Raw genomic sequence first — 22,633 nt, forward strand, 5'->3', positions numbered from 1 at the left:
TGATTTCTCCTTTTTTTGTTAAGGGTTGTTGGGTGTATGAAACGTTTCGTTTAGATCTTGAGAATGTCGAACCGTATTTTCTGCTAACCTGCGTTTCCATAGCTCTACGGTTTCATGAAGCTCTCCTTCCTTATATGCAAGTTGTGTTACCCCATTCGGGATTACAATATCATGAAATACAACTTGTTCCGTGGGATCCACAAACATTAAATTTTGTTCTGCTTCAAGAAACAGAGAGACTGCATCTTCCGAACGAATCAATTTGAAGGTAATATCCAGATCAGTCGTTGCAACAAATCGTTCCGCAGCAGTTTTTTCAACATCCACAAATACAAGTGTCGGTTCAAAAAACAGGGGATCGTTTTTCAAAAGATTGGCATAATCATCCATATTATTCACACAGGGCGGACAAATTTTTGTTGTAACCACCATCAAGGGTAAAATTTTGGGCTCGTTTGACTTCTGCTTCATAACCAATTCCTCCATCCTATCTCCTAAAAACTGTAGATCTACAGGCACAGATAAAGAAACCGAGTCGGGAAGTTCCACAGATGGTTCTATAGTCTCCGCAGGTTGAAGTAAAACCAACATCACAACCCCGAGAAGAATCAGTACAACACTAATGAGATATTTAACTTTGGTACTCACAATCTTCGTGGACTCGCGAATTTTTTTATCTGTTGTGATTAAGTGTATTAAAAAATGGACAAAATATTTTACTCAATATTTTGAGTAGTCAGTCTATCTGCTCTTTATAGTATGTATCAGTCCATTTCTTCAAGCTGCCTCTTCCTTTCAGATCCAGCTTTTTACAAATTCGCGCGCGGGTATTCTCAATGGTTCGGACACTCAAGCAGAACTCTTCCGCAATTTCACGATTGGTTTTCCCTTCTGCTACCTTTTGCAGCACCTCACTCTCACGGCGGCTCAAGAGTTTTAATGCTTCAAGTAAGACATGGAATTTATTAGTCGCCTGATTAGATTCCGACTCGATCGATTCTTCTTCTCCGTTGAGTTACTATTCGCATCTTTCATGATTCTAACTTTCAAGACTCAAACATTGTTTTAATCAGGTAATGTTTACCATCTTTTTCCTCTACGATACTGTATAATATGTTCTCTTTGTATCTTGTTACACCTGTTTCCGCTGGCAGCATAAAATAACTCATTCCATTCTTTTCCTGGTGCAGCCATAACATGACAATATCATCACCGGGGGCCGGCCTAATGCTGAGTATGATATGAGTATTATCTGTCCAAATTCCCGAAAGTACTGGTAGTGTTTCAAGGTTCTCCAGATATGCCCAATAATCTTTGTTGGAATCAAAATTGTAAGCACTGTCAGCGGTAGCCAGGTAATAATCGTTATTAGGGCGTACAGGCAAGTTTGTTTCGTAAATAACAATATCCTCTTCGGTTTGAAAAGGATAGCCTTTTATCAGCGCCTCGTAATTGTTGGTATAATAGAACATGTTATCATTGTGGCTCCACAAGTAATCATTGCTGTAATCATGGGGGCCATATAATAAAAAATCACCTGTATTTCTCACTTTTCGTATCTCTCCTGGAAAAGTCAGTTTTTGCTCAATGGGCTTAAAATTTTTATCCAGTTGATATAATATATATCGATTCTCGGGTGTATGAAATCCTTCTGATTCATTGTACAAACCATAAATTCCTTGTTTATTTATAAAAATATTGTATAACGTATGCGACTCCGGAGTTTCATAAACTATGGTATCCAATAATCTTAGTTCATTATTTTCAACTGCATAAACAGTTATCCGTTTTAAAATTGCATCATGTACGTACATGTGATCATCATTACCTATATGTGTGCCGGTGATTAGTTCAAACTCGCCAGGTCCTCTTCCAGATCTTCCGGTTACAGATAGAATCTCACCGTCTTCATCCAGAAAAAAGAGCTTTTTTTTTGCATTATCTGCTATAATAATACTCTTCCTGTTGTTTAAAATTTCAATCATCACTGGTTGTACAATATCCTCTGGTAATGATATTATATTTTGAGTAATAGATTTTTCGGTAAGATTCTTCAGTAAATTATTTGTATAAGGATCATCTTGTTCCTTATTTGAAGGAATTTCAAAAGAACAGGAGACAAGCAACGAAAGAAAAAAATAGGTTAAACCTATATAAACCATCATTTGTATAGGTTTAACCCTTCTAAGACTTATTTGCTTAAATAAGAATGGCATAATTTATAACCTATCCATAAATAATTGCATACCTGCACCGCCTTCAGGGTGGCAAGTTCCATAACAATTACCAGCTTGTTCATCACACACTTCAATCATAGTACGCCCTGCCGGTGATAACAAGCCTATTGATTGTGCAGCAGCGGTACAAGCCATCCAAATATCGGTGCACTGTTCATAACATCCTGCTGTACCTGCCATAATCTCTTTCATATCACTGCGACTTAGTACTTGACCTACGGATAATAGATCTTTCATACTTTTTCCCCGTTTTATTTAGATAATTAGTTCAATACTTCATCCCTCAAGTAAAACCTGGAGTGTGAATAATTGCAAAACTCTATTTTAAGATTTGCAGATTATTTATAGAATATTAAAATAAAATTTTACCTGCACCCCTATTATATTAGGGGTTATATGCTTTAGACACTCATATCTAAAGAAAATTGTCACCACCCTTCTATCTCCTCCACCATCTCCTCTTTTGACATCGCATAGAGCCGAAAAACCTTGGAGGCTTTAATATCGTCTTGTTTGGGAGAATGAAACTGACTGTTGATTCCTCTTTCATGGGTTAGATGAAATAGTGGCCCGTTGACTCGTTTATATCGGTATCCTAAAATTTTCCACCTGTTTATTCTTTCACCATCCTCCCTTCCCCAACCATAAAATTTTTCGTTTTCCATCCCTGCTTCAATATATTTTTCTCTGTTAGCAAGGAACCCACCACCAACCGGGTTCGGTGAATACATTTCAATCATTTTTCCTTTATTCTCTTGGAGAAGATTGATGTCTTGAGTTTTAAAGTACAGTTCCCTTAGGATGTGCGTCGTATCAAAGGCTTTCTCTTTATAAGGCGATACAAAATCGGCCTCATCTTTACGTAGCAAACTTATAGACTGAGCCATCTGTTGTATGGGTACAATGACATCTGCCTCCCAAACGGCAATAAACTTTGTATCACATTTTTTAACCATTTGATTCATATACTTTGTGTAATGATAGATCGGATCGTAGTCCTCTTCGAATGTTAACGTAATCTCTTCTTGAAGAAGTTTTTCCAGTATATGATTGTTGTGCTTTGCCGTTTCCATAACATCAATATGGGTATCAAAATGAGAGCGCATGTAATCAACCACCATTAGCAAATTTTCCAGGCGGTCCATCGAATCAACTCTGATACGAATTAGGAAAGTAACGTCCTTAAAATTTAATTTGGTTTCTCGTGATTCCATCTGTTTACATATTCTTCTAATTCCTGGTTAGACATTGCAAGAATTTTATAGAGTTCTGAACGGGCAATTTCTTCTTTTTTATTCGTATAAAATGTGCTGTTTTTCCCTCTTTGATGCGTTAAATGATAGATTACACCGTCAAGTCGTTTGTATCTGTATCCTAATAATTCCCACCGAATGATGCGCTCATCATCTTCAGCCCCCCACCCATAAAATCTTTCATTTTCCATACCGGCTTCAAAATATGTTTCCTTGTTTGCGAAAAAAGCACCACCGACAGAAGGGTTTGGAGAACGAGTTGGAATCATTTTGTTTTGGTTTTCTTGCAATACCTGGATGTCTCTTTTCTTAAGATAAAGCTCTCTAAGTAACTCTGTAGTGTCCAAAGCAACAGCTTTATAAGGAGTTATAAAATCAACCTCTTGTTTTCGAAGCAGCTCAACTGATTCAATCATTTGATCTGGAGGTGCAAGTACATCAGCATCCCATATGGATAAGTATGGAGTTTGGCACTTTTGAGCCATCCTATTTAGGTATTTGGTCTGATGAAATACTGGATCATAATCCTCAATGCAAGTGACCAACACGTCGTTTGGAAGGAGCTTCTCCAATATCCTGTTCTTATAATTTCTGACCTCCAGGACATGAATATTAGTTTTAAAATGATCAGATAAAAAATCTATAACCATCATACAGTTTTCGATCCGATCCATCGAATCCACTTTTATGCGGATCAGAAACGTAACATCTTTAAAATCTACTCTGTTATCCATCATCTAAAATCTTAATCAAATAACCTGTTTTTCGGTTTTAACCGACAACTGTCTTATTTCTCCCCTTCAAAAGGGGAGGATTTTTTTGCCATCCTTATAATTCCTATCCTCCTCAATAATCATCAACTAATTTTTTTATCCCCAGAGGGGATTGTTTGTTCATACATCTATTGCAGGATTAACAGCCTGGCGGGACGATATTGCAAAGATCTCTATCACGATATGAACTCCTTTTTTGTTAATTCCAGAAGTTCCAATCCTATACCGGCATGGCCGAACAGCAAGCCCCAGCTTTTCCTTTGAACATCCCCGTTTTTCAAATCTTGCCAATATTCTGAAACTGTAATTTTTCTGATGAGCTCCTCTTGATTAAATACAAATTTTTCCTCCCTGGCAACTTGATACATCCTGCGGGCTATCAAAGAAATACCCGTTACTCCATTTAAAAAAAGAAGGTTTTTATTTTTTAATTCATTTTGCAAGATATGCGCTACCTGCAAATTCTCTTGTAGAAGGTCAGCATGTTTTCTCCAATCAACCAATGAAATTTCTTTCAATAGTGCTTCAATGCTATACAACAAGTATAATCGGTTGCTTAATAGACGCGGGTAAAGAGACAACACAAGAGGGGTTAAATGATCTATAATTCTATCAATTTTAGCATTATAGATATTCAGTACTCTGATTTTACCAAGCAAGATCAAACAAATCGGAAGATCCCAAGTAATATCAAATGAGAATGGTTCCTCTGTTGAAAACTTTCTGTTTTCAATGTTATCACCAAGCCGGTTGACCAATTCAATCAACAAACGTTTAAAAATAAAGCTATCGGTGCTTTCATCATGAATATCTTTTCCTTCTAAACGCGATAAGATATAGAGGATATATCCCATGATACCTTCTAATATTCCTGAGGGCAGCTCATCAGCCGATACAAGGTGACGGTATATTTTATCATCCACAACGGATAAGACATCATCCGTTTCAGCCTCCACAAAGCCCTGTTGGACCAAATATTCTATCCCCCAGGCAATTCCAGCTAATCCGTCTTCAAAGTTCGGAGGCGTACGGCCTTTACTTACCTCTTGATATACGTCATCTATGAGAGTTTCCGCAATCTCTTGGTGCTTACCATCAGATGTATTCTTCGCAAGATGAAAAAAATATATACTTATTCCCATCTTGCCATTTAACAAACCGTTGTTATTCATTTTGTCAGCATCGTGAAGCAATATGGTATTGATGATCTCTAATTTGTCCCGGACTTCATCTGGTTTGTTCATCGTAACTCTTTTGTCATGTTATTATATACTCTTTCAAGCAATCTCATATCCTGCGTAATGATCTCTGCCTGACCTGTCATTCCATTTCGTGGTGGTATTTCTTGCCCATAACTGGTGGTGAGACCGTCAGGAAACTGAACTTTGGCAAAGAATAAGCTGTCCTGGACTGGAAATTCAGAAAAGTATTCTACCTGACCATAGACGGAACCAAATTCGTGGTAAGGATATCCACTAAAACGGACCAATACCTGCTGGCCCTCTTCAATTTTTCCAAAGGAGCGCTGCGAAACGATCAGCTCTCCAAAGTATTGGGTATTATCCGGCTGGATGTAAAACAGATCCTGTCCTGTTGAGAGAGTCTGATTTTCCTGGATCACACCTGCGTGCACAACCTCACCCTCAAAAGGGGCTATGAGAAGATAGGTCTGTTTCCATTCATCAATTGCACTTTTCATAATATTGACTGCCTGCAGGAAAACAGAGCGCTGTTCCGCCATTCGTTTTTCGAGTTCAATGATCTCTTTTTCTTTTGCCGTCTGCGATAGTTGGTTGTTAATGATGGCCGATTCGCTCTGCTCAAGCGGCAGCCGGCGGGCTGACAACTCGCTCTCCGCCCTTGCCAGTTCAACAGGGGCTATGAAATCGTTCTCTGCAAGTTGTTTTTGCATTTCATACTCCCTATTGGCTAACTCAAAATCTCTCTGTTGAATCTGTTTTTGTTCATATATTTTTTCGAGAAGTTGTTGTGTATACGTCAACTCCTGCTCTAAAATCTGCCTTTGCTGCTCATAAAATCCTCCGGGTAAAAAATCTCTGAACTCTCTGTAGGATTGCTCAAAATTCTGGAAAGCCGTTTGCAGCTCTCCCAGATTTCTAAATGGAGTAAGACCATTCTCCATAGTCTGGAATCGAGAAAGTTTACCATCCAACAACCAGGTTCGCATGCTGTCCACCTCATTCGACAACCGGATCACTTCTTCATGGCTCGCCGTGCTCTCCATCCACCCCAAAACCTCCCCTTCCATAACTTGACTGTTATTTTGTGCTATAATTCGTACTATTTTTCCATTAGTGCGTGCTTTTAAAGTCTGTGGTGCATGAATCGCCGTTAATCGTATTGGGGTTTGAATCACTTCGGGATATTCGATGATGGAAGCTGAAAGAAGAACCATCCCTAATACACCGAAAAAGGCGGTAATCCCCCAGCGAATCAGCCAATGCGGCGGCCGGCCGATAATCTCCTGCACCTCCTCACTGCGAACATCGAGTTCGGACCAGTTGGTGGTGGGTTCAGATTTGGGTGGTATGTTGTTTGACGAATCGTTGTTCATGTTCATATGTACGCCGGACAGCCTGTCCGGCACCTCCGAATTATGACAAAATTATTTGTTTTATGTTTTGCAAGTAATGTCTCCTAAGGAGAGTATTACCTTAATCAAGCTGCTGCCATACACAAATACCACAAGTACATCAACGCTCACAAGAGCCGGACAAGCTGTCCGGCGTACGTTATAGTGAACGGCTCAGCCCTCCTGCGCCAAGGCTTCTGAGGACTATGCAAGCCGTTTTACGAGCTTAATTCCAATTGATTCTTCACCAAATCAAAATATTCTCCTTCCTTCTGAATAAGTTCACCGTGTGTCCCTTGTTCAAGAATCCGGCCTTCCTCCAACACCACAATATTATCGGCATTTTTGACGGTACTCAGCCGGTGTGCGACCACCAAAACCGTACGTTTTCGGAGAAACTCCTGCATATTTTGCATGATTGTCCGTTCGTTGTTGGCATCCAGGGCGTTGGTGGCTTCATCAAAAAAAATGAATTCGGGATCTTTATATACCGCCCGGGCAATTAACATCCGCTGGCGCTGTCCCTGGCTGATGCCGTTTCCCTCCGCCCCGATTTTTGTGTTATAACCCAACGGCAGTGATTCAATAAACTTTCGGATGTTGGCCACATCCACTGCGTGTTCCAGTTTTTCCAGGTCCGGTACCTCCTCTCCTATCGCGATATTCTGTGCGATGGAGTCGGAAAAAATAAACCCGTCCTGCATCACCACCCCGCACTGTTTACGCCATGCCTTGGGGCTGATATGATCAAAATTTCTTCCTCCCAACCGAATCTTGCCTTTATCGGGAGAATAAAATTTTAGCAACAGTTTTAACAGGGTGGTTTTCCCCCCGCCGCTCATTCCCACAAAAGCTGTGATCTTTCCTTCCGGTATCAAAAGATCAATATCTCTTAAGACCGGCTCATTCCCGGCCCCCGGATAGGTAAAGGTGAGGTTTTCCAGGGTGAGGTCTTTTTTCTCTGGCAATTTGATCATGTACATTTTTTCCGCCGGCTCCTCATTCTCATGTTCATGCACTTCATTCAGCCGTTCCATACTGATCATGGCATCCTGGGTGGACTGGACGAACCCGATTAATTGTTCGGTGGGACTGTTCAATTGACCGATGATATACTGGATAGCCAGCATCGCTCCCAACGTGAGCTGCCCATTCACAACAGCCACGGCCGCAATAAAGGTGATACCAATATTTTTGCCTTCATTAATGAAGAAAGCGCCACCCTGCTGGTACTGCTCCAGGGCCAGGTTTTTTATACGGTAGCGGAACAGATTGGCCTGCACCCTTTCCCACTCCCATCGCTTGGATTTCTCGCAGTTGTTTAGTTTGATCTCCTGCATCCCCTGAATCAGTTGAATCACGACGCTTTGATTATTCGAGGAGATACCAAACCGCCGGTGATCCAGCTCACGCCGTTTTCTTAAAAACAGAACAACCCAGATCAGATACAACACGCTTGCAGCCAGAAAAACAGTAAAAATCATCATGTTGTAATATGCCAGTACTGCTGAAAAAACCAACAGATTCACAAAGGAAAACAGCGTGGTCAGGGATTGATTGGTCAAGAAGCTCTCTATCCGGGCGTGGTCACTCATCCGCTGCATAATGTCACCGACCTTTTTGGTGTCGAAAAACGGCATCGGCAGCTTCATCAGCTTGATCAGGAAATCGGACAGAATGGAGATATTAATGCGGGTGCTCATATGCAGTAAGATCCATGAGCGGATAAACTCCACACTCGTCCGTCCTATAAACAGCATAATCTGTGCCAGCAGGATAATGTATATGAAGTTCAGGTCCCGGTTTTGAATCCCGATATCGACCACCGCCTGTGTGAGAAACGGAAAGATGAGTTGCAGGATGCTTCCCGCCAGCAACCCCAGTGCGAGTTGAAAGAGTAAATTTTTATAGGGCAGGATATACTGGACCAAAATCCCAAAACTCAACCGGTTTCCGGTTTTCCCTTCTAAGTCATAAAACTTCGGCTAAGGTTCTAACAGCAGAGCGATACCCGTCCCCCTTAGTACGGAGTCCGACCGCTGGCGGGAAGGGAGATTTGAAAGGATATCATTCCCGGTCCATGATTCACCATTTTCTTGAGGGCCGCTGCTATTCAACCATCCTTCTAAGAATTCCTCTTTGGTAAATGCAGTCTTCCCTTTTGCCGGATCGGAGATATACACCTTATCCTTTTTGATCCGGTAGACCACAATAAAATGAACCTGATTCCAGAAGACTATACACGGCAGTTTCGCTTCATCTCTCAACTGCTCCCAGGTTAACTTCACACCGATGCTTCGAAAGCCAATCTCTTCGGCCGCTTCACTGATACCTAACAGGGATACCCCCTCCCGATTAATGCCACTTTTTTGCCGCAGGGAATCCATGGAATAACGGCGGCCATAATGCTTTGCCACCATCCGCAGGCAAGTGGGGCCGCAGTCCATCGCATCGTATTGTTTAAAAAAGGGAAATGGCTTTATTCGAAAAATATCGGCTTGCTCTTAATGATGATAAATTCTTGTGGGGCTGATTGAAAATACATCCGGAAGAGGATCAGGAACATTTTTGGGCTTAAAAACCTTTTTAAAATAGATCATATGATATAGCATGATTTCATAGGCATTCTTGTAAAACAACTTGCCTTTTTCCCACTTCAGCCTGCCGGGGAGCCCTTCTATCACATGAAAATCGAAATAGGTTTTTAACTCATTATTTTTCTCAAGTCTCTTAACCAAATGCATCATACTTTCTACTTCATGTTTTCTTTTTGGATATGTATTCAGATCCGTAAATTCTCCCCACTGAAAATTGGTTTCATCAAAACAGTAATGAATGGAGCTGCTGAGAACCTTTCTGTAGTCTTTACTCCTCATGAAAAGAGTATTCATCTTTTCGTTATTTTCGAGAAGAAGGAAATAGCCTGATATAAAATCGTGCCGGACGTTCACTAATTCATGGTTTTCCAGCACTTCGTCCGTAATAAACTGCCGAATGTCTCCAAAAATAACGTCAATATCTCCGTGACCCCAGAAATCATACCCTTCAACAAGTTCAGGGAAGAGATATCCGTAAGCCGGTTTAAAATCGCAAAGTTTATATGCTTCCCCGATGTTGGTTGCAAATCCCAGCTTTTGGGTAGCTTTACGGTTAATCTCATTCATCTCTTGATGGATCAGTCTAACATTTTCCGGCAAAGAGGATGACCAACTTTGGTCGTCAGTGATAATGAAAAAATCGATTGTAGAATTAAACTTGCAAGTATGAACAAAATAGTTGAAATACCACGGGAGTTTTCCAAAAAAACAAATCAGGATTGCTATTTTCTTTTTATGTTCAATTGGATCAGAAAACATCGGTTTTATAAATAGGATTGGACTTACATTTCTAACTCTTTCATCTCAATCCGATACTTTGTAATGTATGGGAGGCCGGTTTCAGTATCTGTTTCTTGAGTGTACAAGTAGCCGTTTTTCACCAGTGCGATTAATTTGTCCCGCGGCCACAAAAAACGAGCCAACAGCTTTCCGGATTCATCGAGTATCCAGTACTGGTCTTCTTCAAGATTCTCAGTAAACGTTGATACCCACAACTGGTTTTCAACAAGTGTTCTCATGGATTTCAGTATCGGCCAGGTTACCGGAAAATCACTACCTGGGGCATTCTGTACAACACTTGTCCAGTAATCGATAACTTGTTCATCTACCTCTCTCCCAAGTAAATTTTGATATGTACTAACCTTGGCCTTAATCAGACGTAAAGCGTCTTTCCTTGAAAATGGTCTCTTTTTTACCGGGTAATAAAATGCCCGCACATATCTGCCGCCAGGTTCATATACCTTAATCAAAAACTCCTGTGAACTGGGTGAATGATAAATTTGCTTTACATCCCTTGAAAAGGTAATCAGGTTCATTGGGTGGCCTGCCAGTGGAAGTGCCAATGCCCTGAACTCTCCATTCACAGTGGCGGTTAACGTGATACCAATACCACACAGTTCAAAAATTTTATCCGGTAAAATACGACCTTCATCGTCGGTTAGATAGTATTTTGTAATTTGTCTCTCTTCCAGCTCAGAGGAAGATTTTACAGGAATCGGATTTTGAATGCCAAAAGCGGCAAGAAACTTCGTATCGTTAATAAAGTATATTGACTTGACATAAAAACCCTCCAATTCCTCAATATCTTCCTGGTTTTTCACATTCAGATCTATGGTTCGCAGTAGTTCAAATGTATCCGTTGAATAGACACTGACCCGGAACTGCATAACGTCATGGATATACAAACGGTTGGATTTCACGCTGACAGGGTTTGGCGGACTGATAAATTCACCGGGGCCTCTCCCCTCTCGCCCAATACTGGTCACATAGCTGCCGTCCGGAGAATATACATGAACCACAAATTCGGCAGCGTCCCCAATAAATATACGTCCATCGTCCGCTACCGCTAATCCTCCAATCCTCCCGATTAATACCTCATCCGAGAGACCAAAACTTGTTGCCCTGGAAAATTGAATATCCAAAGTAGGATTGTCATCCGGTGTATATACCGTCAAATTTTCAAGCTCTCGCCAATGTTTAGGAAGTTCATCTTCCACTTGTTGACAGCCTAAAAATAGTACAAGCGGGATGAGCAGCCATATTTTGTTAGAATTGATAAATTCAAATCGCATATATATTTCTTTTTTAAAATGAAATAGGTCGAATCGGGCTTCTGACTTATCAACACTGAAATACCAAGTAAAGGTGTCAGGTTCTGCAGGTTATGAATTCAAATCTGAATCCTTGCCCTTAACATACCTGACACCATTATGGTTTTCTTGACAAATTCCAATTTTCCAGAATACATTACACACAACAAGAACAGTCTGTAGAAGTACCCCAAGATGCAGAAACCAATACGCCACCCGGACAGTTAGAACCAGCAGTAGCTAGTGTTTGCTGGCAGACCGTCATTGGAGATGTACCATTGGCATGTGCACAAGAACATGCTTGATAAACACAATACCCAAACCCTCCTTGCAACGGATCGTAATCCTGCACCTGACAGATAACAGTGTCAGTCGTTGCATTATCACCACATCCTGATCCAGCCATTATCTCCCTCATTTCTGAGCGGTTGAGGGTTGTACTAATTGCACCAATATCGATCTTTTTTCGATTCATCTTTTTCTCCTTTGTTTTGGTTTAACTGGCAACTTGTTCTACCACAGTTATGATTATATAGGCGGGACAAGATCTTTTGCCCCCCGAACCATTGAACTCGCTTTAGAGTTGTTCACCAAACACTCTGCTTTCATACTATATGTATTTTGAGAGTGAGCTTTTCCATCCTGTCTTAATTAGAAAAATTACATTTCTAAAACAACATTTGGTCTGAGGAAATCTTAACAAACAAAAAGCATAATCGCACCCCTATTATTTTAGGGGTTTGCACGTAAGCTTCTTATTACATGGTAGGCAAACCATTCTGCTACCTTCACTTTCACTAAAACCTCAGCTTTTGGGGTTAATCTGATCGATCATTGGTTTTAAGTAAAATATACAGTGGGGTTGTATTTACAGGTATGTGCAAAATAGTGGAAATACCAGGGGAGTTTTCCAAAGAAACAAATCAGGAGGGTTATACTTTTACCTCTGTTATTTTTAGATGGGTTCATTTATGCACACTATTTATTAACCGATACAACAGAACCATCTTAAATCGTTTACTTTTACAATGAATTGCATCATTTTAAATTCATTTTTTAACAGTTTCATCTCAATCTTGTATCTCATAATGTGCTGTAGCCCGATCTCCGTTGTTCCCGCTGCCGGTTTGCAGCCAAATGGCCAAGCTCACATTGACCGGCCAAGCGGCCATGGTGATGGTCGGCGGGACCTGCCTTACCAGTTGCTCCCACTTCAGTTTAGCTCTGATGGTCCGGAAACCGATGTTCTCGGCCACCTCGCTGATACTCAGCAGCGATATCCCCTCACGGTTGATCCCGCTGCGGCCCAGCAGGATCTCCATCTTGTAGCTGCGTCCATAATGCTTTGCGACCATGTGGAAGCAAGTGGACCCGCAGTCCATAGCGTCATGTTGGCGATAATAGAGAAACTTGATCATATCGAAATAGACCTTTATGAAGTTATCGTTCGGTCAGATTGATGCTGTATTTGACAACTTTGCTTTCCCAGCCTTCCGGATCATCGCTGCCCTTTGAATCAAAAGATTTTGTATAAAGGTACCCGTTTTGAATATCGCAGATCGCTTCATTTTCGGGGGCGATAATCTTTGCAAGAAGCTCTCCTGATTCTCCGAGCATCCACCACTCGCTTGTCTCCGTGTCTACTGCAACGGTCACCCAAATTCTGTTTTCGTCATCGATTCTCATATTGTGTAAAACCGGGGCCGTTTCCGGAATCTCCACATCAGCCTCCTCCAATGCATTTTTGATGGCGAGTTGGGAATGACCTCCAGGCAACCGAACAGAATCTACATCAAACGGGGGGCCCATTACCGGGTAATAAATTGCGAATTGGTAGATGCCCTCCGCATCATATTTCTTGATCAAAAAGTCTTCGGTCTGGGAGACCGTATATATCGCATTATCATGAGATAAAACATATAAAGATCGCCCCATAAGTGACAACTGCATACGCAACGGTAACAATGTATTGCCCCGATTCTCATTTACAATGTAAAATGGGGATGGCAATTCTATCAGCGGCTCAGGGTTTAAAACATTTCCCTCCGTGTCAACCAGCATGAATTTTGTATTCGCGGTTCTGCCGGAACCGGTCGGTAGGCCACTGAATATGGCCAACAGATTGCCGTCACTTCTGGCTCGGAAATCGCTCAATTTCATGTCCCGGACCGCCTCAAGATCTCTGACGTTCCAATCTTGAAGGTTTGTTGTTTTTTCAAATGAGTAATCATCGGCGGAAAAAAAACTAAGACGTTTGGTTGATTGGTCCTGCAGAAAAACTCTGCCTGCATTGATTTGAAAGTTGTTTGATACGAATTCGTATTCACCGGGTCCTCTTCCGGATCGGCCAATTTGCATGCGGTACGACCCGTCGGGATTATAGACATGAAGCTCGGTTTTAAAATCGTTATTCTGTCCCCTGATAATCACCCGGTCATTGTCATCCACTGCACAACTGGTAATAGTTATCAAATAGGGTTCTCTCGGATCATTTCCCCCACCAAAAGACTGCTCTTGGACAAGATCCACCTCATAGGCCGGTTCCGAGTCGGCCGGATATACCGTGAGGCTGTCAAGCTCCTGAATATGTTCTGCTTTTTCTGATCCAGAATTATTGGAGCATTGAATAAGGTATAGACATGATAGTATGCTCAATAATAATATTTGGGAATATCGCAAGTATTGCATTACATAGCTTGAAAAACAAAAAGGGTATTAGATAATACGTAGATGTTTAGCGGATTGAATCAAACAACCTGACAGAGTACCGTTCTTTTTGCTTCCTGTCAGGTCGCTAAACAGCTAAGATAATACCCATTTGTTTTATTAATCTTTAGTTTATCCATAGTTTATACCGCACTGTGCTATTGCCTGCGCCCATAATTGGTTTACTTGTTGTACACATTCCATCTGACATGAAGGAGTATTACACTCAGCCATACAAGCGGCATTCAAACAATTATAAAAATAACTAGCAGTAGAACAACCACTATATATGCATCCTGGTGCAGTTCCACAACCACAACCGCCAGTACCATCGCCACCGCCTCCAATGTCACCTGAACCCGCCATAATCTCCTTCATTTCTGAGCGGCTAAGGGCTGAACTGATTGCGCCAATATTGATCTTTTTACGCTTCATCTTTATCTCCTTTGTTTTAATTTTACTTGAAACTTGTTTTGTCTACTCCTAATTACACAGACGGGTACAAGTCGTTTGAACCTTTTTGCCTTACTGACATCCACTTTATAGCACGCTCACCAGGCAAACTGTTTTTTTATCTCTCCCGGCCACTGCTGTTTAGAAGACTGAAGGTTTAACTCTCTGCGCGTATAGGTTGTACTTCTCCAACTTCGCTTCATTGCAAAAGTATGATTTCTATAACATCATGTGGCCTGAATGAAGCTTAACAAACGAAAAGCATAATCGCACCCCTATTATTTTAGGGGTTTGCATGTAAGCTTCATATTATATGATAAGCCAATTCTCGTACCTTCTTTCACTAAACCCTCGACTTTTGGGTGTTAATCTGATCGATCTTTTCCTTCTCTTGATAGATGACATATTTTATCTTTAGGCAATAGGTTGGACCAACTTCGATCATCAATTTTAAGTAAAATACACGATAGGATTATATTTACAGGTATGAACATAATAGTGGAAATACCAGGGAAGCTTTCCAAAGAGGCAAAACAGGATGGCTATTTACTCTATTTTTCTCGACTTGAAGGCCTCGTCTACGGTAAGTGACTATCATTATTCTAATTACTTTATCTCAAAACGGTATTTTACTATCTGCTGAACTCCTGTTTCCTTATCAGTTTCACGGGCGTATACATATTCATCTTTGACAACCTCAATGTGGCGGTCTCGCGGCCAAATGAACTTTGCTAGCAGTTTGCCGGATCTCTTAAAGATCCACCATTCATATAAGTCTGGATCGTCTAAAAAAGTGGATATCCAAATACGATTTTCATCATCCACTTTTAGAAAATCAAAAGCCGGCCATGTTGTGGGTAGCTCGTCAGTACGAATCGCATTCCTCGTCTGCTCATCATCGTATTGAATCAAGACATCTCTTTCCGTTAGTTTAACTTTCGAATAAGGATAGAAGAAAGCACGTTGATATGTTCCATTCTCATCATAAAACTTAAACAACATTTCTTCAGTCCGGCCATAAACTAATTGTCCTTTGTAATAGTCAAATTGTGTTCCCGGTTTGTAAGGCACGTTAAACATCACTAGACCCTCATTTACAAGTACCCTCCCTCCCCAATCGAATGAAAATATTTCATGTTCTAGATAGTTTCCCTCTTTAGGATTAAAAGTGGAGATCTCATAGGTACGGCTCTCAACATTATCTGCAGAAGAAACGCCCTCATCGCTGAAAATAATCAGGTAATTGCCATCTGAACGAATATAAAAGTTGGTCACCCTGTAAAACAAACCTTGTTGACTTGTACGGTTTTTCCATAAAGGTTTATTATCACTCTCTTGGTCAATTGAAATATTAATATCCCGCTCATGTTCCAGATTATTAAGATCAAAAACTGAAATCTTCTGAAGTTGATAATCCAATGCATGTAGATAGTTTCCACTGATCCTGATCACCCAAATCATTTGAAACTCACCTGGCCCTCTGCCTTCCCTACCAAGACTTCCGAGATATGAGCCATCGGTATTATAAACGTGAATGGTCTTAGTCATAAAATCTGCAATATAAACGCGACCATTCTCATCCACAGCCGTACTTCTAACAATGGAACCTAAGAATACTGCCTCTGTTTCCCCAAATGAGATTTCTGATACAAAGGTAACATCAAAAAGTGGCTCTGCTTCTTGAGAATAAACACTTAAATTATCTAAACCTTGTAGCCGTTCTGGGATATTGGAAGATTTAGGGTGCGAGCAACTTATTAAAATAAATAAGAAAATGTATCCTAAATTTATTTTCATGTCTTTTCAATTATATGTAAACACATTATAATTTTGACTATAGGTATTTTAATTCTTTAGATTATAAAATTGAATAGGAGCCTTTAATTAAAGGCTCCTAATAAAGATTTTTTATTCTAATATAAATCAACTTAGAAACTGAGATAGAAGTCTACTTTTACTAACCTATACAAGTTGATGATCCTGACGTATCACATCCGTAGTCGGGATATCCCCTATCTGTACATTTGGTTTTACCATGCTCTCCAGTTCCAACCTGATAACAGTGTATACCACCGATGCATATATAACAGCCCCCCGTACCACCACCGCCTCCACCTTGATCTGAACCAGCCATTATCTTCTTCATTTCCGATCGATTAAGGGTCTTTGAAATTGCACCAATATTGATCTTTTTTCGTTTCATTTTTATCTCCTTGTTTGGTTTAGTTTATAGCCTGTTTTACCCACACTCATAATGACACGTAGGCTGGGACAAGCCATTTGAACCCTTTTGCGTGGTAAATTCGCTTTAAGAAGCGTTTTAACCTGTAAAACTGTTTGCATATTTATTATCCGACTGAAACTGTTTGCTGCTTTTGATCCATTTTTTCCCAAGAAGTCAACTGTTCGATCAATGCGGGCATTAAATTTTTAATATCATCTATTCTGTAACCTTTCGGCAACTTGCAACTATTAATAAAAAACGTAGGTGTTATATGAATTTCTTCTCGTTTAAACCAATCGGCATGCAAATCAATAATATTAATATTCTGATCATAACTAACTCGTTCACTCGATTCAATTGGGTGCCTCTTTTTGAAGTCGTCCAGTCTTACAAAATTATACATAGAATCGTACCAGTTTTGTAACAACCAAACAGTTCTATCAGATTGATTCTTTTGACCATAGATATTCTGCAGCCATACATTCAAAATGTATCCACCCGGACTATTAATCTCATCACCTTTTTTATAATTATCCAGGAATAAACGAATCGACAGATTCACAGTATCCGGCCATCGCTCCACCAGTTGAACAGCTTTCTCAAAACCATCTTTACAAGGGCCACATCCAAGGCTGGCCGCCATTATAATCTGTATTGGAGTATCCGGTTTTCCAATAAGAAGCTCCTTTTCAAATGGAGAGGTATCTACCCGTTTTTCCTTACTGAGCAGTTGTGTAAAAACTTTCGGGGAATATTTCACCCTGTTAGCTGCAATCTCCGCCGCAGCAGCCTCACTGCCCTCCTCCATTCGGTTTTTCAAAAGAAATTCAAGAGAAGTGACAGCCACCAACAAAAGTATGATCTGAGTGATAGCCCAAAACCCTGTATCACTGAATTCAAAAACATTCGTTGTGTACATCCATCCGAAAAGAACAGCTTGTACCAAGAATACCGCTCCAACCAACAGACAGAGTCTGCACCAGGATTTCAGCTTCATAGCCTGCACATATAAGGAATACCCAACGGCTGGGAGGGAAAGCATAACAGAAACAAACAAAACGGATAAAATGGATGTGACTTCACTTCCCACTGGAAGCCAGATACCGGCTACAATCAGTTGAAAAGTAAAGTAGCTCAGCACGGCATCCGAAAGCTTGAAGCGACCAAACAGGGTGGCTTCGTCAGAGGTCAGAACACGATCGCAATTTATGTTTTGTCCTGCGTTGCAAAACGACTCAACAATATCATATCGAATCCCAATATCTTTTGCCGTTAATAGAAGTCCAAGGACGGTTCCCGAAAGAGATGTGGCCAGTAGTATTATATTGTACCAGGTAAAATGCTGCGTAAGCAACATTCCAAGAAACAAAAGAGCAGACAGCCCGAGAATAACAAACCCCCATTTTGCCGACTTTTCTCTTGATAGATACTCCTGGTGCTCTTTGTCTTTTGTTATATCACCATCCTCTGCATAAAGTATGACCCCGTCCCAATCGTCCAAATCAGAGCGATGTTCTTCCAGCTCTTTTTGGTTACGAATGAGAAGCAGTTGTCCCTGTCCTCTCTTCAGATGCAGCACGAATGGAATCGGAAGGTTTTCGAGATCCTCCTTTTGAACCCTTGCTACCGCGTGCTCAATGCCAAACCGCTCCAATGTATCGGCAACGCTCAGAATGGACGGATACTCCGGGTGAGAGGCCACACATTTTCGGAAATATGTTTTGGAAACGGGAATGTCGAGAAGTTTCAAGTAGTCAAGAAGTACCTGTTCCATATTCAGTCCATTCAGAATATAAATTATTAAACAATGATCTGAATAGATGCTAATAAATGAACAGCAGTTTTGCACCCCTATTATTTTAGGGGTTACAATAAGCCGTTATTACTGAGATCTTATCCATTTTCTCAGGCGGCCACTTCCATTTTTCTTTAACTTTTTGCCAATATTAGTGATATGATTCTCAACCGTCTTCTTGCTAAGAAAAAGTTCATCGGCTATCTGCCGACAGGATTTATCCTCCTTGATCTTCCCCAGCACTTCGCATTCACGGCGGCTCAAGCGTTTATAAGCTTCGAGTAAGGTTAGGGGAGATGATTGTTGGTTGGTTGGTTGGTTGGTTGTTCTTTCCCGATGCGGCTCTGTTTGATGAGTCGGCATAGTTGCTCATGATGGTTTTGGTTTTGTCCTAATGAATGGCCGGCGTCTCTCGCTGCTTTGGCCAGTTTAAACGTAGTTCACTGTATATGTATGATGCATGGATTTGGTATTTGTTACAAATTTTTTTGGTTTTTGAATATCTTAACATGTTGTTAAAATTCAACTTCCGAATTGGTAAAGAGTCATCCGATGAGTTTTTGCGGCTGAACTTTCGTTTTTTCTCTAAAACCTCCAAGGTTTCGGAAACCTTGGGGGTTTGGCTTGGTTAGGTGTACTCTTCGGGTGACGGCTGAGAAAACCGGTGAACGCTGCAATTTACGTTTAAACATCCCCCTCTGTCCCCCTTTTCTAAGGGGGATTTTTCTCCCCGTCACACACTCACCCCATCTCCCCTTCTCTCTTTTTCCCAAATACCCATCAAAAATAAAATTAGAGTCAAACTCGTCCCAAGCCCCCAAAGCACCACCACCGCTAAATCCGTCCAGAATTCGTTGGAGCCAAACAGGATCATCGGCAGCAGGCCGCCCATGGTGGTGAGGGATGTGATCATGACAGCTCTCATTTTGTTGCGATAAACCTGCACCCAACTTCTCAGTCCGTAAATGCCGAGGGAACGGCAGCGCTGTTTTTCGTGAATCAGCAGTATGGAGTTGTTGACCACCACACCCACGGCCAACAAGGTCCCGGCGATGGCTCCCTGGTCGAAATTGATATCGTGGTAAAGGGCACCGGCCATCACTCCAATCAGGCTGAGTGGAATTGCCAGGATTACCACCAGCGGATCACGCCAGCTTTCCAGCAGGGCCGAGACGATCATCCAGACACTCAGAATGGTCAGCAGCAACAGAAGCAGATAATTGGTAAGTTGCTCATCCTGACCGAAGGAGAAGAAGCTGTTCCCGAACTGAATGGAAGCCCCCACGGGAACGGGAACGGTTTCAAGGACCGACTCGATGTAGTTTGTAGCCAGCCGCGGCGGACCCAAAAAATCGACCGTAACGGTTCGCTGGTACGACTGGTCTTCGCGTATGATTTGCGACAGTGTCTCTTCTCTTGTCAGGTCTGCTACTTCATCGATTGTAAACATTTTCTCGCCTGACTTTCTCGCCCGGTTCACAAAATCTTCTTCGTAATTGGTTTGTGCCTGGTTCCTTCCCACCAGGTACATCCGCTCGCCATCAAGATCCACAAGTCCGCGGATGTTGGTTGGATTGACATCGAGCTGGATGGCGTCCAGTACCTCCCTGCGTTCCAGCCCTTTCATCGCCATCCGATCCTCATCCAGGTTCAGTACATATTGGAACAGGTCATTGCTGCGCCATCCCACGGTGTGGATATCCACTTCTCTGACTCTCGGATTTGTTTTCAGCCGCGCAGCGATATCTTCAGCCAGAAGCAGCAGTTCTTCGTAGGAAAATCCTCTCAATGAAATTCGCTGCCCCGAAAAACCGCCGCCAAAACCGGTACTGAATCCGTCTCCCAGCCCACTCACCGAAATACCCGAGTTGCCTGTCCGGGCCGCCAGGTACATCGCCTCTCCATAGTAGATGTACGGCTCGGGCTCATACAGGTATTCGTCTTTGATATAAAATTGCAGCCTCGCTCCGTAGTACTCCGAGATATCGGCCTCAAAATATTCGAACGCTTCCATGTACGGCATGGCGATGGCCTCAAAATTGCGGGCCATCTTGTCGATCTCCTCCATCGGCGTTCCCTGCGGGGTGTTGATGTTCACATATATCCGCTCTCCCTGATGCCGTCCGCCCCACGGTGTACCGAAATAGGTATCGTTAAAGAATTTGTAGGTCAAACCGCCAATCCACGGATCGATGTCGACGCGATTATCGAAATAGGTACGGGTAAATTCCGGCCAGCTTGTTCCCTCTTCCCAATCGGGTTCTTCGATGGCAAACAGCGGAATGCCGAAAACAGCAATCAGTCCAACATAGAATACCCATCGCAACCGGTGCCGCCAGTAGAAGAATTTCAGCATGGCGGCATCCACCATCCGGCTCAGTTTTTTCTTCAGGTGTCTCTCCTTCTGTTGAGAAGATGCGGGGACGAGCCAGACCAATGAATATGGAATCCAGCTCAGGGCGATCAAAACAGAAGAAACCAGTGTCAAGGTGAGTGCCACAGCAAGGGGTACCAAAAACAGTTGCAACTCTTCCATCGCAAAAAAGAGCGGGATAAAAATTCCGACTGTCGTCAGCGTACTTCCCAAAACAGGTACAAAGGTATAAGGAAGTTCTTTTTTGATATGATCCAGACGTTCGGATCGCCCTTTCGGAAGTTTCGGGTTGATCTGTTCAAAAACCACCACTGCGTTGTCGATAATCATCCCGAGGGCAACTGTCAGGCCTGCAAGCGTGAGAACGTTCAGCGTGTAATCCATCAGAAAGAGGATGCCAAGGCTCATCAGCAGGGAAAAAAGAATGCTGCCTAAAATAACAAAAGGTGCCCGGAAGCGACGGATGAAAATCAATAAAATAATAAACACAAACAGCAGGCTGAATGCCGACTGGTACTGGAGATCGCCAAACTGAGCACGGAGGTCTTCGGTGGAATCACGTTCGAGCTGAAGTGTGATATCTGACGGAAATGCTGATTGAATTCGCTCCATTTCGGTGCGGACCGTTTCCGCGAGTCCCATCGCATCCGATCCGCTTTCTCTCACAAATATGATCGTAAGGGCGGGTTTCCCATTCAGCCGTTTCAGGCTTTTGACGGGATAGTCTTCAATTTGAACATCGGCAATATCCCGAAGGTTGATTTGACGGGTGCTGTTGGGAATGGTAATCTTCATCCCACCAATATCTTCCACCGAATTGAACTGTGGAGGCACCAACATGCTGATCCGGCTGCTGCTTTTCTCCACATAGCCGCTTGAACGCCATGTAAGTTTCTCCCGGATTTGCTGCATGAATTCTGATGAATCAAAATCATACAACTCAAGCATTTGAGTGTCAAATCGTATGGTCAGTGCCGGATCTTCCGCTCCCTGGATTTCGATCTCAGCTAAACCTTCCAGTCCCAACAACTGCAATCGGATTTGCTGCCTGGCTAATTGATACAACTCCCTCTTCGAGCGCTCTCCACTGATTGAGTAAGCCATAAAGGTCTCCTGCTCCTGGAGTTCTTCCGGGATGGATCGATTAATAGTCGGCTGACGAACCTGCGGAGGAAATTCTTCCCGAAGTCCGTACAGGTACTCCTGGAGTTCCAAAATCCGGTACTCGACCGGGGTCTCTTTCTCAAACGTAATCGTCACACTCGAACGGCCCTCTTGAGAAACGGACCGGATCTGTTCCACATTTCTGAGACGCGTTGCTGCCGACTCCACCCGCCGCGTAATCTCTTTTTCCATCACCTCCGGCGATGTACTACCCCAGCCGTAACTCACCGTAACCGATGGCAGCCGAAGATCCGGAGCCATCTCCAGCGGGATATTCATCCACGCCACAATTCCCACTACCACGATCAACATGTAGCTTAAAGAGATAAAATATTTTCGGCGGAAAATTTCGTGCATTTTTTATTGGAGTGAAA

At 42.2% G+C, this 22,633-nt stretch carries 18 protein-coding genes and 1 pseudogene; all 19 read right to left on the reverse strand.

Annotated elements, in window-relative coordinates; translation table 11 throughout:
• Window positions 1-18: 18 nt before the first annotated feature.
• Window positions 19-648, reverse strand: a complete 630-nt coding sequence (locus tag L6773_RS06445; RefSeq protein WP_237853047.1) for a hypothetical protein — start codon at window positions 646-648, stop codon at window positions 19-21.
• 88 nt (window positions 649-736) lie between these two features.
• Window positions 737-994 (reverse strand): response regulator transcription factor, encoded by a 258-nt coding sequence (locus tag L6773_RS06450; RefSeq protein ID WP_369431470.1) that lies wholly within the window; start codon window positions 992-994, stop codon window positions 737-739.
• A 52-nt stretch (window positions 995-1,046) separates the two neighbouring features.
• Window positions 1,047-2,165, reverse strand: a complete 1,119-nt coding sequence (locus L6773_RS06455; RefSeq protein ID WP_237853049.1) for a 6-bladed beta-propeller — start codon at window positions 2,163-2,165, stop codon at window positions 1,047-1,049.
• A 54-nt stretch (window positions 2,166-2,219) separates the two neighbouring features.
• Window positions 2,220-2,474 carry a hypothetical protein gene (locus L6773_RS06460; protein WP_237853050.1) on the reverse strand — a complete coding sequence of 85 codons (255 nt, stop codon included), beginning with the start codon at window positions 2,472-2,474 and terminating at the stop codon, window positions 2,220-2,222.
• Window positions 2,475-2,665: 191 nt separating this feature from the next.
• Window positions 2,666-3,451 carry a galactosyltransferase-related protein gene (locus L6773_RS06465; protein ID WP_237853051.1) on the reverse strand — a complete coding sequence of 262 codons (786 nt, stop codon included), beginning with the start codon at window positions 3,449-3,451 and terminating at the stop codon, window positions 2,666-2,668.
• Window positions 3,427-4,227 (reverse strand): galactosyltransferase-related protein, encoded by an 801-nt coding sequence (locus L6773_RS06470; RefSeq protein WP_237853052.1) that lies wholly within the window; start codon window positions 4,225-4,227, stop codon window positions 3,427-3,429. Before L6773_RS06470 ends, L6773_RS06465 begins: the two co-directional genes overlap by 25 nt.
• 212 nt (window positions 4,228-4,439) lie before the next feature.
• Window positions 4,440-5,435 (reverse strand): lanthionine synthetase LanC family protein, encoded by a 996-nt coding sequence (locus tag L6773_RS06475; RefSeq protein ID WP_237853053.1) that lies wholly within the window; start codon window positions 5,433-5,435, stop codon window positions 4,440-4,442.
• Between the two features lie 68 nt (window positions 5,436-5,503).
• Entirely contained in the window at window positions 5,504-6,838 is a 1,335-nt protein-coding gene (locus L6773_RS06480; RefSeq protein ID WP_237853054.1) for an HlyD family secretion protein, read from the reverse strand.
• A 236-nt stretch (window positions 6,839-7,074) separates the two neighbouring features.
• Window positions 7,075-9,339, reverse strand: a pseudogene (locus tag L6773_RS06485) (peptidase domain-containing ABC transporter).
• Between the two features lie 21 nt (window positions 9,340-9,360).
• On the reverse strand, window positions 9,361-10,212 hold the full coding sequence (locus L6773_RS06495) for a DUF6625 family protein (RefSeq protein WP_369431408.1): 852 nt from the start codon (window positions 10,210-10,212) through the stop codon (window positions 9,361-9,363).
• Window positions 10,213-10,235: 23 nt separating this feature from the next.
• Entirely contained in the window at window positions 10,236-11,525 is a 1,290-nt protein-coding gene (locus L6773_RS06500; RefSeq protein ID WP_237853058.1) for a 6-bladed beta-propeller, read from the reverse strand.
• A 175-nt stretch (window positions 11,526-11,700) separates the two neighbouring features.
• Window positions 11,701-12,018: a hypothetical protein gene (locus tag L6773_RS06505; RefSeq protein WP_237853059.1), complete on the reverse strand. Its 318-nt coding sequence runs from the start codon at window positions 12,016-12,018 to the stop codon at window positions 11,701-11,703.
• Between the two features lie 595 nt (window positions 12,019-12,613).
• Window positions 12,614-12,961: a cysteine peptidase family C39 domain-containing protein gene (locus L6773_RS21710; RefSeq protein ID WP_369431411.1), complete on the reverse strand. Its 348-nt coding sequence runs from the start codon at window positions 12,959-12,961 to the stop codon at window positions 12,614-12,616.
• Between the two features lie 22 nt (window positions 12,962-12,983).
• Window positions 12,984-14,072 (reverse strand): 6-bladed beta-propeller, encoded by a 1,089-nt coding sequence (locus L6773_RS06515; protein ID WP_237853061.1) that lies wholly within the window; start codon window positions 14,070-14,072, stop codon window positions 12,984-12,986.
• A gap of 309 nt (window positions 14,073-14,381) precedes the next feature.
• The gene (locus L6773_RS06520; protein WP_237853062.1) at window positions 14,382-14,684 is read right to left on the reverse strand and encodes a hypothetical protein; all 303 of its coding nucleotides are present in this window, start codon (window positions 14,682-14,684) and stop codon (window positions 14,382-14,384) included.
• Between the two features lie 624 nt (window positions 14,685-15,308).
• Complete coding sequence (locus L6773_RS06525; RefSeq protein ID WP_237853063.1) at window positions 15,309-16,499, reverse strand: 6-bladed beta-propeller; 1,191 nt, start codon at window positions 16,497-16,499, stop codon at window positions 15,309-15,311.
• 551 nt (window positions 16,500-17,050) lie between these two features.
• A complete protein-coding gene (locus L6773_RS06530) occupies window positions 17,051-18,700 on the reverse strand; it encodes a vitamin K epoxide reductase family protein (protein ID WP_237853064.1) in 1,650 nt (549 codons plus the stop codon).
• A 108-nt stretch (window positions 18,701-18,808) separates the two neighbouring features.
• Entirely contained in the window at window positions 18,809-19,084 is a 276-nt protein-coding gene (locus L6773_RS06535; protein ID WP_237853065.1) for a LuxR C-terminal-related transcriptional regulator, read from the reverse strand.
• 370 nt (window positions 19,085-19,454) lie between these two features.
• Entirely contained in the window at window positions 19,455-22,616 is a 3,162-nt protein-coding gene (locus tag L6773_RS06540) for an efflux RND transporter permease subunit (protein WP_237853066.1), read from the reverse strand.
• Window positions 22,617-22,633 lie beyond the last annotated feature (17 nt).

Source organism: Rhodohalobacter sulfatireducens (assembly GCF_022012475.1).
Classification (GTDB): Bacteria; Bacteroidota; Rhodothermia; order Balneolales; family Balneolaceae; genus Rhodohalobacter; species Rhodohalobacter sulfatireducens.